The organism is Bacillus sp. 275, from assembly GCF_001999205.1.
Classification (GTDB): Bacteria; Bacillota; Bacilli; order Bacillales; family Bacillaceae; genus Bacillus; species Bacillus velezensis.
In genome coordinates, this window is the sequence record NZ_CP019626.1 from 1,456,088 (window position 1) to 1,471,898 (window position 15,811).

Sequence of the window (15,811 nt, forward strand, 5' to 3'; positions counted from 1 at the left end):
TAATACTCTTGTTTGTTTGAGTAAATAGAAGGGAGTGATCAATCTAACCTTTTTTTAAAATCAGGCACAAAAAAACACCGACACAATTATCGGTGTTACGCTTAAATAACATCATGCACAAATAAACAAGGACATTATGTCATTGGATTATCGTTTATTTGACATAGAGAAAAAGCACCGATAACTGTTTTTGTATGGTGATTTGGCTTAAAAAAGGACAGACTGCTCCCTTTGTCCGCCAAGGCATTTCCAATTTTTGCATTTTCACCATACAAAATTCCATAAATCGTTATCATCGCTTTCACCTCTTTCTTGTCAATATTAGCAATAATCACCATATCATAAGGTTTCCCTTATGTAAAGCTAAACAAATGCTTACGCCCCCGCTAATGACAGTATTATATAACTTGCTTATTAAGCCTAATCCAAGTACAGAAAGCGCGCTGATCACATTTTTCACTTATCCGCGACGGAACATTTCTTATATAATGGGTGACCGGCAGCTGCCTGCTTGAATCCCAATCTTCCTATAGTGATTTTTTATATTCATGACAGTATGATGATTTGTCACTTCAGCAATCAGATCGTTTATTCGATCCAGATTAATCGGTTTATTTTCTGATAAGCTGCTGAAGCTTTCTCTGATTTCTTCAGGATAGACATTTCCGGCCATGCTTGACAGGCCGTTACACCCGTTACTCAGCATCTTCGGAAATTCAACGTCTCCTGCTGCAAACAAAATAAAGTGATCAGGGAACTCTGTTTGTTTATGACGCAGAACGTCTCCTCCTTCTTTCAGCCCCCTTATCCGGGGATGCCGGCTTATTAAGTCTTTAAGCGCTTTCTCACTCAGATTAAAACCGGTCCGGCCGGGGTTATTATAAAGCACAGCCTCTTTAGAGGTATGACTGAGAAGTTCGTCAACGTAATAAACGGCTTGCTGCTGTGTCGGTCTTATATAAGGAGGAAAACCAATCAGTACAGAATCAATATTGGTTTTCTCGATGTGTTTCATCAGTTTGACGGCATCACTGGTTCTTACGGCTGAAACACCGAACATCAGTTCAACATCTTCAAATTTTCGCTGATGAACATACTCAATGATCTGAAGACGCTCATCTATGCTGAGTGAATGCTGTTCACCAGTCGTACCGCATATGAGTAACGAATGGATACCGCTGTTTTTCAAATGTTCGACAATAGCATCAAATCCTTCTACATATAAACTTTCATCTTCATGAAAAGGCGTAGGGATAGCAACATTAAAATTTCGCATGAGAATGTCCTCCAAGTACATATTCTTGAATATCTGCAGAGTATCATATAACACTGTCTGACATTTAAAAAGATACAGTTTCAGATAACTTTACATGTCAGATGTAAAGGCCGACACACAAAAAAAGCAGGCAAAGAGAGCCTGCTTCATAGCTTCGGCCTTAACTGTTTTACCCATTGGTTTTGGCGGGCTAAAATATTCAGACTCAACAACATTTGACGGATTCATTTAGGCACATGCCCTTATCAAAAACAATCTGGGTGCATATCCTGCTCCTAAAAGCCATTCATAAAGGGAGTTTAGATATGTATTATTATTATTATCCGTATTATGTATATGATTACAGACAGCAGCCTGATTTAAGTCAGGCAAATCATAAAATGCGAAGCCATTTATCTGCGATTCAACAAATTCCAATACACTCATCCTCCTTTCAACAATCAATGGCTGCGGTAGTGAAACACTTGCAGGCTGTCAGCAGAGCACTCGCTCTGGGATGCGGTATGAGTTCAGAATTCAGATTTCTTCCAGACACTTGGGGATTACGAGAACTTCATACTGTACACGCGAAATATCTTACTCCGTTGAGCTATCACGTTTATTCTGCTTTAGGCGCAGCAGAGCTTCTCGCCTCCGGACAAGGCCGGGCTCCTCATTTTCCTCTTATGGTAGGCTGCATGAATTCAATACTTCGTCTATGGTCAAACTTCCCCGCAGCGATAGCAGACCTGCGAAGAGCAGCCGGTCACCAATACGCGTCATCTGTAGACGAGGCGGAAAATCTCCTAAGACCAATGGTTCCAGCCACACAACAGGCATTATCCATCAGTCAATCTGCAGTGAGTCCGGCTATTTGGCAGGCTTCCTTACGTGCCGCGCAGTTAGCTCGGGAAGTACGTCAGAATGTTGCACAATCAATGAGTCAGGGATCTTCTTATTAATTAAGCCAAAAGATTTTTTCGGCTTTACACAGTCACATAACCGGACTTATTCAACACAAAAAAGAGCAGTAAACACGTAAGTTACTGCTCTCCTCTGTCTATCCGCCGTTCATTTGTTTTACAATGTATTCAGCATCATTTCCTACACCTTGAAGCAGCGCTGAACCTCGCCTATGCTGCCAAGGCAAACCAATAAAATACAATCCTTCCGCAGCTGAAACACCCCGGTGATGTATAATTCGGCCTTCCTTATCCAAAACACCTTCTATTTTCATCCAACAAAGCGGATTCTTAAAACCAGTTGCCCAAATGATATTGTTTACTTCTAATGAAGATGAATCTTTAAAAATGATTTCATTTTGCTTTCCGGCTATGACTCTTTGTTTTAAGATGATCTTCTTCTGTCTTATTGCATGTTTTAATTCATACCCAAATATGGGGTCGCCTTTCTTCTGAATGAACTTGCCTAATATGGATGTATGACTTGCATGTAAAACTCCTAATTTATCAAACCACCAAAAGATACTTCTTTTTCCAATCCATAAAGGGAAATAAACCGATTTATTACTGCAAGCCAAATATGTAACTCTTTCTTTGGATAATTCAACAGCTATCTGAGCCCCGCTATTCCCGCCGCCGACTACCAGTACATTCCCAGGCGCCAGTTGTTTTGAATGTTTATATTGTGAAGAATGTAATTGATGAATATGATCGGCTACATCCCTTGATATTGATGGAATGTTAGGGGTATGAAAAGGACCTGCGGCCATCACAAGATTCTTCGTTTGATATTCTTCCCGGTTTGTTTTTATTAAGAAATAGTTGTTTAATTTTTGGACACTTATTACTTCTGTCCGTAATTGGATCGGGATTTCAAATCTTTCAACATAATTTTTCAGATAAGCAGCAATTTCATTTTTTGAAGGGAGTCCATGCTTGTCTCCTTCAAGCTGCATTCCAGGCAAAGAGCTGTACATTCGAGAAGTAAATAAAACCAATGAGTCATACCGGTTGTTCCAGCTTTCTCCCACTTCATGACCTTTATCCAAAATGATAAACTTTTGTTTCGACTTCTTTAGATAATATCCTACTGAGATTCCTGCCTGACCGGCTCCGATTACTATCGCGTCGTACATATGAATCCCCCCTCCGGTTTTATCTTAATTGTCAGCAGACAAAGTGAGTCCCTATTTCCTCCTTTAATGATGATGATGGTCACGCGGATTCTCAGTCTGGGCCTGACAAAGAATCGTATTGTCGTGATTATGCGCTGCTGTTTCCATTTGAATGGTTACATGTGTAATGCCTTTATGCTCAAGTTCATGTTCAATTTTGCGTAAAATATTTTCACTTTCTGAAATGGTCAGTTGACCGTCAACAACTGCGTGGCAAGAAAGAGCATTCAATCCGCTTGTGATAGACCATATGTGTAAATCATGAATGTTTTGAATTCCCTCTGTCCCTTCAATTGTACGAATGATATCATAGACATCGATATTTTCTGGAGTTCCTTCCATTAAGATGTGAATGGAATCTTTAGTCACATTGTAACCGCTTCTTAGAACAAGAATAGCCACAATGATACTAGCCAATGGATCTGCCCAGCCCCATCCAAAGAAGATGATAAGTATGGCAGCTAAAATGGCACCTACAGAGCCGAGCATATCGCTTATTACATGTAAATAAGCTCCTCTTATATTCAGATTATTCTTTGTATCTCCGCCACTCATCATAATCCAAGCGACCAATATATTTACAGCTAACCCGATGATACTAATCGTCAGCATGCCGGTTGTTGCTACCTCCGGCGGATGAGAGAAACGTTTGATTGCTTCATAAATGATGTAAAGGGAAATCAATATTAATGCAACACCGTTTATCACAGCTGCGAGAATCTCAAATCGTTTGTAGCCGAATGTCTTATGATGACTTGCCTTTTTTTCGGCCAATTTAAAAGCAATCAGAGCAACCATTAATGAGATCGAGTCACTCAGCATATGGCCTGCATCTGACAAAAGCGCTAAACTATTGGTTACAAATCCGCCTATCGCTTCTATTATCATATAACCTGTAATCATGATAAAAGAGATCAATAAAACCTTCTTATTGGCTCCGCCAGCGTGATTGTGATTGTGCCCCATAAAAATCTCCTCCTTATCTCATACACTGCATTTATTATTTCTTTTCTGTTATGAAGCATTCTAACATGGACAAAAAAATAACCTTATATGATTATGTGCTCATATATGAATATATAGGTTCTTTACTGAAATGTCAAAATCTTTTCAATGAAAATGTCCAATACTTTATATTGCTCTTGATCAATGATTGCTATGAAGCCGCGGATTACAGTAATTACTTAGGCGCAGACAATTTAAAAAAATCGCTTCACTTCTATCGAGATGGCTTGGGTCTGCCTACAGAGGGAATAGCCGGTACAGAATTTGAACATGGCGCAGCTGCCTTTTTTGACTTACAAACAGGACTGAAACTTGCCATTTGGAACCGCAAAGACATCGCACATGAAACAAACGTTACGTTAACTGCGCCAAGCCCTGCAGAATTTACATGAGGACATAATGTTGGCAGTAAAGCTGAAGTCGATAAAGTCATGGAACAGGCAAAACAGGCAGGAGCAACGATAACTGATCCCGCTCATGATACTTTTTGGGGCGGATACTCCGGTCACTTCCAAGACCCCGATGGACACTTATGGGAAATCGTTTGGAATCCGCACTGGGATGCAATTGAATAACCAAATTTAGCAACGATAAAAACACACCTGAATGTTCTGGTGTGTTTGAGATAATGTTTAGAATGCAGATCAAAACGCAGCGTTTTTATTTTGTTTACCAAAACGATCAAACTATTTATACGATGGCGGGATGCTTTGCGGAAAACGGAATACATTTTCGGGATCGTATTTCGCCTTTATTCTTTGAAGCCTTGCAAAGTTTGAGCCATAATATGCTTTTCCGAAGTTCTCGATATTTTGATCCGGAACATTCACATATGAACCTGTTACATATGGTTTCATCAGCTGACGCACTCTTTCAACTGATGCAAGATTCGAAGCTTCTTGTGATTTATTTTTCCAACTGGCCGTCCATTCCGTATAAAACAACGGACGGCGCCAATAGAAGGCTGTTTCACTGCTTGGTACTCTGCTTATCGCGCCGCCCCAATTGATAAAAAAGAAATTGGTTTCTGTCCCAGTCGCTTTTTCTAAAAATTGTCTCATTACTGCAATAGGTTCTTCCGGCCAAAGATTGAGCGCCCACGCCGAGGAGAATTTAACACTCTGATCAGATCTGCCGGGAATCGGTTCGTCAGGATCTAAGAAATCTATACAATCCGGATAGTATAGTGTTTTGATTACTGTTTGTGCCGGCGTTCCGGCATTTAATAAAGGTTTTAATAATTGAACCAGCTCTGGTTTTGAACCGAGGAACAATCCTTCCGCATGGCACAAGCCATTTACTTTGCTGTAAATCTCAAGGTAGCATCCTAATCGTTCGTCTGTAAACGGCGCCCATTTTTGCCACGCTTTAAATACCGTTTCTAACTGTTCCCACGGCCAAATAATATTAAAGACGGTTGCGGTTTTAGGGGCACGGTGAACTTTGAATGTATATTGGGTGTTATATCCGAAATTGCCTCCCCCGCCGCCTCTGGAAGCCCACAGTAAATCTTCATTGCGGGAATGATTTGCTTGTATGATCCTGCCTTTGGCATCTACCATTTTCAGTGCGAGAAGGTTATCACTTATCAGGCCGATCGATCGTGAAAGCACTCCAAATCCGCCTCCCATCGTGATTCCTCCGATTCCGACGGTTGGACTGTCTCCGAACGGGGCCATAAAACCTTCCCGAGCTAAACCTTTTACAAGCGGGCCGACGTGAATGCCGGTTTGAACGGTTGCTACCGCGTTTTTTTCATCTAAGAAAACTTTATTCATGTCACTCACATCAATAACAATTCCATCACTTACCGTGGAAAGATTTTTATCCAGAGCATGGCGGCCGCTTCTGACACGCATAGGCACATTCTTCTCACGAGCCCATTTAATAGCATTACTTACATCGTATGAATTTTGTGCAAAAACAAAGACAAGCGGACAGACATCAACATAAGGGTTCCAATTCTTAACCGCCTGTGTATAGCCGGGGTCCCCTTTGAAGATGACGCGTCCTGTTAACTGTGCTGATCCCATCTATTTCACTCCCAATAAGCATTTGATTCCGATACCAGTATATGTAGGAATGGGACAAATTCTTAGACAGATGTTCTGCAAACTTAAAAATAGATACATATACGCGAAGATGATATAAAAACAAAAAAAAGACAAGAGCGGCAAGCTGCCGAAACTCTTGTCTCTCCTGCCTTTTTTATCATGATAGGCACTTACATTTATTGGCGTGATATCCCGACCAAACTATGGAAGTCCATAGAAAATTATGTTTGCCCTGCCATGCATGGTTCTGCTGAGACACCGGCTGAGCAATCTTTCTGCTTGATCCCCCGACAAGAATCTTATTCTTTATCGTTTTTGCACCCCTGTATTGATTTTCTCAGTCAAAAATCTTATCTTTTACGTTATGAAAAGCTCTTATTTTTTCTTCTTGTGCTTACGTTTGCAATCCTGTTTTTTCTCTTTCTTATGACGTTTTTTACATTTCGCTTTTGCTGCTAATTTTGCCGCTTTTACCTTTGCTTCTGCCGTTGCTCTTGCTGCTTCTGCTGCTCTGGCTCTTGCTTCTTCCGCTCTGGCTATCGCCTCTTCCGCTCTGGCTCTCGCTTCTGCTTCTCTTGCTGCTTCTGCTCTTGCTTCGTCTTCCGCCATATCAAAATCATGGCCAAGGTCACAGGCTTCGTTGTATGGCTTTTTCTTCTGAACGTACTGTTGATCTTCACCTTCGTTATAATACATTACGCCACTCCTTCTCTCATCTTTTAATCTTTACATACTATGTAAAGAAATAACTGCAGCTTGGACTGGTATTTTGATGAACCGGCACATTTTAGGGCAATTTTGATTTATCGATACAACAGATTCTGGATGCCTGATGAAACTTGAATGATTTTTGACGATTATAATAAGCAGCGTAAAAAGGATGCTGCGCGCTGCAGCATCCTTCTGTACCAACTTTTTGTGTTTTTGACTTTTAGTTTGCTTGCTGTGTTTGTTTTACTGGTTCTTTGCTAAAAAGTCCGACAATGTTCCACAAGATAATTGCAGCAGCTATGATCAAACGAGCCGTACTGACTTCTTGGTTAGTAAACAATTTATAGCCATATACTGATCCCAATGCTGCTATGCAACAAATATTGAACCATTTACTCCAACGCAATTAGAAAACTCCTTATAAAATGATTACATTTCCAAACAATGTATTATAATATTAACACAATTTTTCAATATTTAACCTTAAATCATTCTTAATTGGTTTTCCTGATCATTTTCTCTAATCGTCATTCGATCTTTCGGATTTTTGATCGTTTTTTGTTACAGGCTAGACCCAGACATCATTTTCAGCTGTTTGATCAGTTATTTCCTGCCCCGTATTCACAACACCTTTAGGCTCTACAAGCAAAATGTTACACTCTGATTCTGCATAAGGTTTATGTTCAACATTTTTCGGAATGACAAACATTTCACCTTCATTTAATGTTACTTCTCCATCACGAAATTCAATGATCAAATTACCCTTAATGACAATGAAGACTTCATCTGTTTCGTCATGCTTATGCCAAACAAAATCCCCTTGTACTTTAACAAGTTTAAATTGATAATCATTCATTTCAGCGATTACTTTTGGAGACCATTGATCTTGGAACGCAGCTAATTTCTCTTGAAAATTAATCGGTTTATATTCCATTCTTTCCGCTTTCCTTGTAAAACTCTATCATTTAACTAGTCCCAAATTAAAGGCCTGTCCACTTCAGCAGTTCTGAGATAGTCTAAAAGCTGACCGGTATGTACGGACTCATGATAAGCGATTCTTAATAACATGTCTCCTAGTTCGCGAATATATCCAACATCAGACCTGTCAATCTTTATATTTGTTAAATCTGCTTCGTTTAACGATTTGATGAATGTCAAAAACTCGGCCCGATACGGTTTTGCAAATTCTAATTCTTCGGTTACTGTGGTAAACGTTTTTGACTCATACGGGTTTTTAGATTCCTCTGAAGACTCATTCATTTGTTTTAGTAAAATGTGATGATAAAGAAATTCTGCTTCTAATACATGTCTTATCATTTCCTTACACGACATGGCTTCGGAATCCGGGCGCCAGTCCATTTTTTCCCCAGGTATAGCTGTCCATAACTTGATGCTTCGCCGTCTTACTTCTTCAAAATTTAAAATAATAAGGTCAATCGTATTCAAGTGTTTTCCCCCTTTTATTTTTAAATAATTCTCCTTCTTCCCGGAAAAAACCTCTTTAAATAAAAAACGTATTCTTTCCCAACTCGCTGGATTGGTAATTTAAGATAAGAAGATATTCATTCATCCATACAATAGACTCTGGCTGAACATATACTGAATGATAGTTTTCATCAGAAAGGAGAAATCAGCTTTGGCAAAGTATCGGATCATGACCTTTGACGGGGGCGGTACCTTAGGTGCTTTAAGTTTACAGCTATTGAACAGACTGGCTGAAGAAAATCCAGCATTAATAAGCCGAACCCATGTATTTGCGGGAAATTCAATCGGTTCATTTACTGCCCTTGCATTAGCAAGCGGAAGATCTCCGAAGGAAACACTTCAGTATTTTGAGGATGAAATCCTGCCCGCATTCAGCACTTCCCGGCCGGGAGGACCTGTTTTCAATCAACAATTACCATATTCCGGTTTTATTAAAGCGGTACGAAACTTTTTCCCGCCAGGCCTTCGCCTTAAAGATCTAAGAAAACGAATTGTTGTCCCTTCATTCAAACTATACTCCCCAGCACTGGATCGTTGGACGCCCGTATTATTTCACAACTTTCCCGGCTCTCCCTATTTAAATGAGAAAGTGAGTGATGTCATACTGCGGAGCAGCGGTGCCCCCGCGACGCAGCGAGCCTATCAAAATTACGTGGACGGATATGTAGTGGCAACGAACCCCAGTACGGCCAGTATCGCGTTTGCGGTTGGTAAAGCCAACGTGCCATTGGATCAAATTGCGGCGCTATCCATCGGTACAGGCGAAGCCCCGACTCGGTTAAGAAGAGATACGAGGGGGTGGGGAATGGTAAGTGCGGATAACATACGTCCCGAAAATCTGAAGAACCTTCCTCCAAATTGGGGAGTCCTTTTGGACAGGTCGCCTAATGAACCATTACTGCCATTTCTTCAGATGATCTCCGGCGGAAATGGCTACTATGAATCCATGGTCAGTGCGAATCTGCTGGGAGATCGCTTTTTCCGGTTAGATCCGCGGATTCCTAACTTCTCCAAAACAGACCCTTCCGTGGTTCCCGCTGTCATTGAAATTGCGAACAAAACCAACTTACAGCCTGTGAATACATTTCTAGAGAAAAACTGGAACGACAGCCACTAAGGAAATTCACATCTTAAAACAATGAACAAAAAATACCAAGGGACTCAAAACCCTTGGTATTATTAATGCGGCTGAGAGAATTAGGACCTTCACGGGATATTTATACCCTGGGCATTCGATAAAGCTTATTACCGCCCGGCATTTCAAACACTGAAGTTAGGCATTACAACCAACAATCGGGCCATTTAATTGAATAGGACTACCCAGAAGTCGCTTCCCATTACGTAAGAAAAGCGGCTTTTTAGATTTGAATTTCAAGTTCCTTTGACAAATTTTGAAAAGACTCTTGACTATTCAGTTGAACTGTATTAAGTTTAACTATATAGTCAGACTGAATAGAGGATGAGGATATGAAACATAAATTATTACCGCTGTCTGAAACCATGCATTATATTTTATTAGCTCTGCGGGAGCCGCTTCATGGCTATGCCGCCATGCAGAAGATCGAAAAGATGAGTAACGGAACTGTTATTTTAGCGGCCGGCACATTATACGGCGCGATTGAAAACTTGAATAAGCATGGCTGGATTGAACCTGTCGGAGAGTCGGGCCGGAGAAAAGTTTATATGATAACTGCGGAAGGAAGCGCCATTTTGAAAATGGAACAAAACAGGTTACTGCATATTTTATCCCTGTACGAAGGAAGTGAATCGAATGAAGAAATTTAAGGTGTTTTTTGATATTGAAAAAGAGGAGCAATGGCTGAACGAGCAATTACAAAAAGGCTATCGCTGTACAAATATCAGCGGATTAGGAATATACACTTTCGAAAAAACCGACAAAAAATATGTGATGCGACTGGATTATCAAGATTATTTATCAAAGAAAAAGTTCAAAGACTACAAAGAGATCTATGAAGACTTCGGCTGGGTTTATATAAATGGCCCTTGGGGGCTTGGAACTCGATATTGGCAAAAAGAAGATGATGATCAAAATGAAATCTTCTCGGATCGCCAATCAAAGAGTAATTATTATAAAAGACTAATGAGTTTTTCATCTTGTTTTGGGTTACTGTGCTTGTTTTATTGTAATATGCTTTACACGAATTCAGGTTTGTATTTAGCTGAAGGTCTGTGGAGTATGGAAGGCGCAATGTTTTGGAAAGCATTTTTATTTGAAACTCCATTTGCCCTTTTGAGGTCGCTTCCCGCCCTTATGGCTGTTCTATTTGGCTGCAGTTTCTATAAAGCGTATCGAAAGTATTCACTGTTAAAAGAACAATAACGCGGGGGAAGTTACATTCAAAGAAGTAATCGAGGATCATGTATTTGCCGAATCCGGGCGCTTTAACGGAAAAAAAGCGCCCTGAATTTGCTGATAAATCAGACGGCTTATTTTGTTAATAATACATACTTATTTACAATGGCTTGAGCGAGACAAGCTGATGAATCAACAAAGGTAAGTCCGCTGCTTTTTTGATCCGTGACCATATTTAAATCCGTACATGCAATGATAACCGTATCAACCTTTTCTGCTAAGTCACGGTGTAATTCATCATATAATGTACGAGCCTCATTGATTTGACCTTGTTTAATCTTTTCTATTATGTGATCGACATAGATTTGCCAACTATCTTGATGTAAAAAATCATAATTTTCTCTGTTTAACGCTTCTTGAAATATTCCAGATTGAACCGTAGGAACGGTGGCTAAAAGAGCTGCTTTTTTGGAGCCTTTAGGTATTTTTTTTATGGTTTCATCAACCATGTTTAGTAAAGGGACTGAAAGCGATTTTTTTATTTGGTTAAAATAAATATGTGCGGTATTACATGGGATGGCAATAAAATCAACACCCGTTTTTTCAAGCTTTACAGCCCCCTCAATAATTGCCTTTTCCATGTCCGTATGATTGAGAGGTTTATTCATATAGAAAGGAGTCGGACAAGAATAAATCATCATATGAGGGAAATCCATGTCATGTATTGCTCCATATATTTTTTGGCACTCGTCTACTACCTTATCTACAAATGGCCCAGTAGATTTTGGCCCCATTCCTGCCAGTATTCCAATCATAATTGTCCTCCTCTGTAAAAATGTGTACGAATACGACCACGATAAGTTATTCTTGTGTTTCGCATCTGAATCTGCTCTCATTTCTTTTTGGCTGTCTTCTCCTATTTTATCATTTCATTAATTGAATTATGGTTAAAAATCGGTGATTAAATTGTGCCCATATAGATTAGTAAACCTGTCATTGATGTCAAGGCATGGACTCCTAAAGGAGATTTAATAACTCATTTTCAACGAAAAACTGATCTCTGTTAATTAGTCGAGATTCCAAGATATACACGGACCAATTGAATTGATCTTTCCTTTTTTGGGAATCCCACAGGTTCCCTCTTGTTTTGATGTTGTTTTTTCAAAAAAGTTATTGACACCAATAAATGACCATGTTATCATTAAAAATTTGATATCTAACTCCATATATGATAACCTTAAGTTAAGTTCCCATATATGGAGGTGGATTATATGTTTCAAATTGGCGATAACATTGTTTATCCAATGCACGGAGCAGGTACAATTGAAGCCATAGAAGAAAAACAATTCTTAGAGGAAAAACAACAGTATTATGTCATAAGAATGTCAATAAGTAATATGACAGTTATGATTCCAACGCGTAAAATATTGAGTTCAAATATACGGCCAGTTACTGATATACGTGCATTAAAACACATTATACACATTTTTCAGCATGGAGAATCAGATAGGTTACTGCCGTGGAAGCAAAGGTATATAGTAAACACGAACAAAATAAAAACGGGTGAAATACAAGAAGGCGCTGAAGTTGTACGTGATTTAATGCGAATGAAGAAAGAAAAAGCACTTAATTCAAGCGAAAAAAAAATGTTGGATGATGCATATGAATTTTTGATTAGTGAACTGGAAGTCATTAAAGGAATCACTGAAAAACAAATAAAAAGTTTCTGCTAAGGTTAATTTTAAATAATGTTTTGCATTCCAAAAAGCACCCACGAGTTTTCGGAATATTACGATTAAAATATTTCAAAGACGCTTTAACTTCTTCAACTTACTTTTAGAACATTAACCTCTTTTATTATTCCTACAATCTAATCTGTTTTTATTATTAAAAATTTCTTCAACGAACATTTGATGTTTTATCAAAAAACTCGATGAAATAGTCACTTGATTTTTGTAATCCTGATTCACACTGGCACGGACAAGGAGCCGTAAGGATGGAAGAGAGGCAGGGCTTTCATTGTTTTAGGTCTAAGTGATTATTTCCGGAAGAAAAAACAACCACTCCCCTCTTTATCTTTAAGAATTTCTTACATCTGCTTCCACAGTGAATAGCAGTTGTTTTCTTCTTTTCATAAAAGAGATATGCGAATTGTAACAAAGAATAACATACAGTTATCTTGAGAACATAAAAACAAATCATTTATATATATTCCACATATCGTCAATCCGGTATGTTATACTGTAAACAATCCTTTGAGGTTTTAAACCTTTTTCTTACCTTGTAGCAACTGTCCCTACTCGAACGTTGAGTAGGGTTTTTTTATTCAGTATGATACAGAGAACATAAAAAAACAAGCCCTATATAAAGAGCCTGTTTGTATAAACGATTGAAGATTAAGCAGTTTTTTGAACGTTAGCAGCTTGAGCTCCGCGAGCACCTTGCTCAACGTCAAACGTTACTTTTTGACCTTCGTCTAAAGATTTGAATCCGTCACTTTGGATTGCAGAAAAGTGTACGAATACATCGTCTCCATTTTCACGTTCGATAAATCCAAAACCTTTTTCTGCATTAAACCATTTCACTGTACCTTGTTCCATTTTTGTTGCCTCCTAGTGTGTTACACATTGTATTACTATCCTTGCCCAAAGTATCATCAAGACGAAAAGTCGATATTCATACTATCCTTTACACGAACAAAAATAATTCTCCTTTATCATAGCACGAAACGGAAATAACTGCAAATTAATATTATGTTTCATTCAGGGTTTTATTTGTTAAACGTGCGGCAGGTTTTTTTAGTGAGAACCTTCATTTGTAATTTAGAAGTTTGGACGGACCCCTTACCGTACTTAATAATAAATATCGTGTTGATAGATGTATTTTAAAAAAGCCCACTCACGAAAACGAGTGGGTTTACAAAAGCTCTAACTAACCCACAAAGGTTTTAGTCAGAGCTATTTATACGTATTTTTTTGGTCCAACTCACTAAGCACCTACTCTGTCATCAGCAACATGAAAAGGAGCTTTGATAACAGGGACATTATTTGTTAAAACCACTCCTGCGATGCTGCCCAATAAAATGACTGTAAACAAAGTCAGGCTGATCTTCATTAATAATCTCCCCTTTTTTATTTTTCCGTCCCGTTTTAATCTCAGTCGATAATACTCATTGGAACGTGATAAATCCCCTTTTTCATAAAAATAATCCGCTTCTCTGTTTGCAAAGTTTTCAATGTCTCCGTACATTCTTAGAAGGAAGATACCATTAGCGATGACACTAATGGCACCCTTTGTTTCTACTCAATCACTTATTCAGCTTCTCCAACAACTGTAAAGCGTTCATTTATATGTTTTGGATTTTCAATTTCATCCAATACTGCAATTGCATAGTCTGCATAGCTGATATAACTTTCGCCTTTCGAATTCACAAGAAGATGATCTTTTCCTGACTGATAAAATCCAGTTCTTTTCCCGTCTGGGTCAAATACCGCTGAAGGACTGATAAATGTCCAGTTCATATCAGAAGTTTCCTTTAGTTCTTGCAAGTTACGACCTTGCCCTTTAGCTGTCGGAATAAAAATCTCCGGGAAATCAGGTGTATCCATTACACTGACAGTTTTATTTTCGTCTACATAAAGACTCCCTGCTCCACCTACAATTACGGCTCTTGTACCCGTTCCTTTTAATGCCCTAATTAATGCCCGGCCAGCATCTACATGTGCCTGTTCTTCTCCTAATGGAGCACCGAAGGCATTAACTGCTACATCTAATTTTTTTAGATCATCCGATGTAAGATCAATTATATTTTTTTCAATGATTGCAATCTTTTCCTCTTTAAGTTTTGCAGCATCTCTTACAATTGCAGTTACTTCATGTCCCCTGCTTACCGCTTCTTTCAAGATAAGACTTCCAGCTTTTCCGGTTGCACCAATGATTCCAATTTTCAATTTAAAGTCCTCCTAATCATTCAAAATTTTAAATGTAACCATATCGATTACATGTAATAAGTTTAGTTACACCTTATTTATTTGTCAACTTGTTAATTGAGCATATTAGAGTAAAAGAACTTGTAATTCATTCAGTTACAAGTGTACTATAAAGAGTGTAAAGTAATGAGGATGGTGAAGAAATCATGTCTATTAGCAGCCGTTTTGCTGTAGGAATTCATATATTGGCTCTTATTGAAATAAATGAAGACGGAATTAGCACTTCTGAATTTTTAGCTGGAAGTGTAAATACAAATCCCGCCTTCATAAGAAAAATTATGGGGATGCTGAAAAAAGCAGGTTTAGTAAATGTTCGGCCAGGTATTGCAGGAGCTGAATTAGCGAAGGATTTAACTGAAATCAACTTACTTGATGTTTATAGAGCAGTTAATGTTGTTCAAGATAAAGAATTGTTTAGTATACATGAAAATCCCAATCCTCAATGTCCTGTAGGCCGGAACATTCAAAGTACAATTGGTCCAATATTTGAAATCGCACAATGTGCCTTGGAAAAAGCTCTTGGGCATATCACAATTGAGGATGTGGTAAAGGATATTATTGAAAAAGAAAAATTGACCAATAATTGTTAAATGATTTCACAGAAAATCTTTTATCAGACTGGGGATAAGAAAAATCAATAAAACAAAAATGGACTGGGTCATATTGAATCCAGCCCCGAATTGATATTGATTTTAGATTTAGATTACGGTAAGGGATATAAATATGCTCATGATAAAGAGAAAAAATTAACGACAATGCACACGATGCCAGATTCTTTAATAGGGCGTGAGTATTACTATCCAACAACTCAAGGTTGAGAAGCTAAGTTCAAACAAAGACTTGAGGAAATCTCGGATTGGT

Annotated in this window: 20 protein-coding genes and 1 pseudogene; 8 read left to right on the top strand and 13 right to left on the bottom strand. The window is 38.6% G+C overall.

Annotation, left to right across the window (positions count from 1 at the left end):
• Window positions 1–134 precede the first annotated feature (134 nt).
• Window positions 135–338 (bottom strand): hypothetical protein, encoded by a 204-nt coding sequence (locus BZ167_RS06830; RefSeq protein ID WP_077391985.1) that lies wholly within the window; start codon window positions 336–338, stop codon window positions 135–137.
• A gap of 143 nt (window positions 339–481) precedes the next feature.
• Window positions 482–1,276 carry a dihydrodipicolinate synthase family protein gene (locus BZ167_RS06835; protein WP_033575030.1) on the bottom strand — a complete coding sequence of 265 codons (795 nt, stop codon included), beginning with the start codon at window positions 1,274–1,276 and terminating at the stop codon, window positions 482–484.
• A 305-nt stretch (window positions 1,277–1,581) separates the two neighbouring features.
• Here BZ167_RS06835 and BZ167_RS06840 point away from each other — a divergent pair, with 305 nt between their 5' ends.
• Window positions 1,582–2,217, top strand: coding sequence for a hypothetical protein (locus BZ167_RS06840; protein ID WP_033575031.1), 636 nt, complete (start codon window positions 1,582–1,584; stop codon window positions 2,215–2,217).
• Between the two features lie 98 nt (window positions 2,218–2,315).
• Here the strand turns inward: BZ167_RS06840 and BZ167_RS06845 are convergent, their stop codons facing one another.
• Window positions 2,316–3,353 carry a flavin-containing monooxygenase gene (locus tag BZ167_RS06845; RefSeq protein ID WP_033575032.1) on the bottom strand — a complete coding sequence of 346 codons (1,038 nt, stop codon included), beginning with the start codon at window positions 3,351–3,353 and terminating at the stop codon, window positions 2,316–2,318.
• 63 nt (window positions 3,354–3,416) lie between these two features.
• Window positions 3,417–4,358, bottom strand: coding sequence for a cation diffusion facilitator family transporter (locus tag BZ167_RS06850; protein ID WP_033575033.1), 942 nt, complete (start codon window positions 4,356–4,358; stop codon window positions 3,417–3,419).
• 192 nt (window positions 4,359–4,550) lie between these two features.
• Between BZ167_RS06850 and BZ167_RS06855 the strand changes: the two are divergent.
• Window positions 4,551–4,972 (top strand): annotated as a pseudogene (locus BZ167_RS06855) (VOC family protein).
• Window positions 4,973–5,083: 111 nt separating this feature from the next.
• Here BZ167_RS06855 and BZ167_RS06860 read toward each other — a convergent pair.
• The 5 genes from BZ167_RS06860 to BZ167_RS06880 all read right to left on the bottom strand — a co-directional run bounded on the left by BZ167_RS06860 (window position 5,084) and on the right by BZ167_RS06880 (window position 8,608).
• Complete coding sequence (locus tag BZ167_RS06860; protein WP_033575034.1) at window positions 5,084–6,430, bottom strand: FAD-binding oxidoreductase; 1,347 nt, start codon at window positions 6,428–6,430, stop codon at window positions 5,084–5,086.
• A 396-nt stretch (window positions 6,431–6,826) separates the two neighbouring features.
• A complete protein-coding gene (locus BZ167_RS06865; RefSeq protein ID WP_015416897.1) occupies window positions 6,827–7,147 on the bottom strand; it encodes a hypothetical protein in 321 nt (106 codons plus the stop codon).
• A 235-nt stretch (window positions 7,148–7,382) separates the two neighbouring features.
• Window positions 7,383–7,568: a hypothetical protein gene (locus BZ167_RS06870; protein WP_031378630.1), complete on the bottom strand. Its 186-nt coding sequence runs from the start codon at window positions 7,566–7,568 to the stop codon at window positions 7,383–7,385.
• 162 nt (window positions 7,569–7,730) lie between these two features.
• Window positions 7,731–8,096 carry a cupin domain-containing protein gene (locus BZ167_RS06875; protein WP_015416896.1) on the bottom strand — a complete coding sequence of 122 codons (366 nt, stop codon included), beginning with the start codon at window positions 8,094–8,096 and terminating at the stop codon, window positions 7,731–7,733.
• A gap of 35 nt (window positions 8,097–8,131) precedes the next feature.
• Window positions 8,132–8,608 (bottom strand): DinB family protein, encoded by a 477-nt coding sequence (locus tag BZ167_RS06880; protein ID WP_033575035.1) that lies wholly within the window; start codon window positions 8,606–8,608, stop codon window positions 8,132–8,134.
• 190 nt (window positions 8,609–8,798) lie between these two features.
• On the opposite strand from BZ167_RS06880, the gene cotR reads away from it, so the two are divergent.
• From cotR to BZ167_RS06895, 3 genes are all read left to right on the top strand, one after another.
• Window positions 8,799–9,764, top strand: a complete 966-nt coding sequence (cotR, locus tag BZ167_RS06885) for a sporulation hydrolase CotR (RefSeq protein ID WP_015416894.1) — start codon at window positions 8,799–8,801, stop codon at window positions 9,762–9,764.
• A 350-nt stretch (window positions 9,765–10,114) separates the two neighbouring features.
• On the top strand, window positions 10,115–10,432 hold the full coding sequence (locus tag BZ167_RS06890; RefSeq protein ID WP_015416893.1) for a PadR family transcriptional regulator: 318 nt from the start codon (window positions 10,115–10,117) through the stop codon (window positions 10,430–10,432).
• Window positions 10,419–10,988 (top strand): DUF2812 domain-containing protein, encoded by a 570-nt coding sequence (locus tag BZ167_RS06895; RefSeq protein ID WP_033575036.1) that lies wholly within the window; start codon window positions 10,419–10,421, stop codon window positions 10,986–10,988. Before BZ167_RS06890 ends, BZ167_RS06895 begins: the two co-directional genes overlap by 14 nt.
• Window positions 10,989–11,095: 107 nt before the next feature.
• On the opposite strand, the gene BZ167_RS06900 is transcribed toward BZ167_RS06895, so the two are convergent.
• Entirely contained in the window at window positions 11,096–11,776 is a 681-nt protein-coding gene (locus BZ167_RS06900; protein ID WP_033575037.1) for an aspartate/glutamate racemase family protein, read from the bottom strand.
• A 456-nt stretch (window positions 11,777–12,232) separates the two neighbouring features.
• On the opposite strand from BZ167_RS06900, the gene BZ167_RS06905 reads away from it, so the two are divergent.
• Entirely contained in the window at window positions 12,233–12,694 is a 462-nt protein-coding gene (locus BZ167_RS06905) for a CarD family transcriptional regulator (RefSeq protein ID WP_015416890.1), read from the top strand.
• A 663-nt stretch (window positions 12,695–13,357) separates the two neighbouring features.
• Here the strand turns inward: BZ167_RS06905 and cspC are convergent.
• From cspC to BZ167_RS06920, 3 genes are all read right to left on the bottom strand, one after another.
• Complete coding sequence (cspC, locus tag BZ167_RS06910) at window positions 13,358–13,561, bottom strand: cold shock protein CspC (RefSeq protein WP_003156143.1); 204 nt, start codon at window positions 13,559–13,561, stop codon at window positions 13,358–13,360.
• 388 nt (window positions 13,562–13,949) lie between these two features.
• Entirely contained in the window at window positions 13,950–14,075 is a 126-nt protein-coding gene (locus BZ167_RS20585) for a hypothetical protein (RefSeq protein WP_257787082.1), read from the bottom strand.
• 197 nt (window positions 14,076–14,272) lie between these two features.
• Window positions 14,273–14,911, bottom strand: coding sequence for an NAD(P)-dependent oxidoreductase (locus BZ167_RS06920; RefSeq protein ID WP_015416889.1), 639 nt, complete (start codon window positions 14,909–14,911; stop codon window positions 14,273–14,275).
• 185 nt (window positions 14,912–15,096) lie between these two features.
• On the opposite strand from BZ167_RS06920, the gene BZ167_RS06925 reads away from it, so the two are divergent.
• On the top strand, window positions 15,097–15,540 hold the full coding sequence (locus BZ167_RS06925; RefSeq protein WP_015416888.1) for an Rrf2 family transcriptional regulator: 444 nt from the start codon (window positions 15,097–15,099) through the stop codon (window positions 15,538–15,540).
• Between the two features lie 96 nt (window positions 15,541–15,636).
• Window positions 15,637–15,768 (top strand): AAA family ATPase, encoded by a 132-nt coding sequence (locus tag BZ167_RS20460; protein WP_225562071.1) that lies wholly within the window; start codon window positions 15,637–15,639, stop codon window positions 15,766–15,768.
• The last annotated feature ends 43 nt before the right edge of the window (window positions 15,769–15,811 follow it).

What these genes read in the sequence shown, in the direction of transcription:
- BZ167_RS06830 (WP_077391985.1), bottom strand. Translation starts at nt 338, where the DNA reads ATGGTGATTATTGCTAATATTGACAAGAAAGAGGTGAAAGCGATGATA.
- BZ167_RS06860 (WP_033575034.1), bottom strand. Translation starts at nt 6,430, where the DNA reads ATGGGATCAGCACAGTTAACAGGACGCGTCATCTTCAAAGGGGACCCC.
- BZ167_RS06845 (WP_033575032.1), bottom strand. Translation starts at nt 3,353, where the DNA reads ATGTACGACGCGATAGTAATCGGAGCCGGTCAGGCAGGAATCTCAGTA.
- BZ167_RS06840 (WP_033575031.1), top strand. Translation starts at nt 1,582, where the DNA reads ATGTATTATTATTATTATCCGTATTATGTATATGATTACAGACAGCAG.
- BZ167_RS06865 (WP_015416897.1), bottom strand. Translation starts at nt 7,147, where the DNA reads ATGTATTATAACGAAGGTGAAGATCAACAGTACGTTCAGAAGAAAAAG.
- cspC (WP_003156143.1), bottom strand. Translation starts at nt 13,561, where the DNA reads ATGGAACAAGGTACAGTGAAATGGTTTAATGCAGAAAAAGGTTTTGGA.
- BZ167_RS20585 (WP_257787082.1), bottom strand. Translation starts at nt 14,075, where the DNA reads ATGAAGATCAGCCTGACTTTGTTTACAGTCATTTTATTGGGCAGCATC.
- BZ167_RS06875 (WP_015416896.1), bottom strand. Translation starts at nt 8,096, where the DNA reads ATGGAATATAAACCGATTAATTTTCAAGAGAAATTAGCTGCGTTCCAA.
- BZ167_RS06890 (WP_015416893.1), top strand. Translation starts at nt 10,115, where the DNA reads ATGAAACATAAATTATTACCGCTGTCTGAAACCATGCATTATATTTTA.
- BZ167_RS06850 (WP_033575033.1), bottom strand. Translation starts at nt 4,358, where the DNA reads ATGGGGCACAATCACAATCACGCTGGCGGAGCCAATAAGAAGGTTTTA.
- BZ167_RS06900 (WP_033575037.1), bottom strand. Translation starts at nt 11,776, where the DNA reads ATGATTGGAATACTGGCAGGAATGGGGCCAAAATCTACTGGGCCATTT.
- BZ167_RS06905 (WP_015416890.1), top strand. Translation starts at nt 12,233, where the DNA reads ATGTTTCAAATTGGCGATAACATTGTTTATCCAATGCACGGAGCAGGT.
- BZ167_RS06835 (WP_033575030.1), bottom strand. Translation starts at nt 1,276, where the DNA reads ATGCGAAATTTTAATGTTGCTATCCCTACGCCTTTTCATGAAGATGAA.
- BZ167_RS06925 (WP_015416888.1), top strand. Translation starts at nt 15,097, where the DNA reads ATGTCTATTAGCAGCCGTTTTGCTGTAGGAATTCATATATTGGCTCTT.
- BZ167_RS06895 (WP_033575036.1), top strand. Translation starts at nt 10,419, where the DNA reads ATGAAGAAATTTAAGGTGTTTTTTGATATTGAAAAAGAGGAGCAATGG.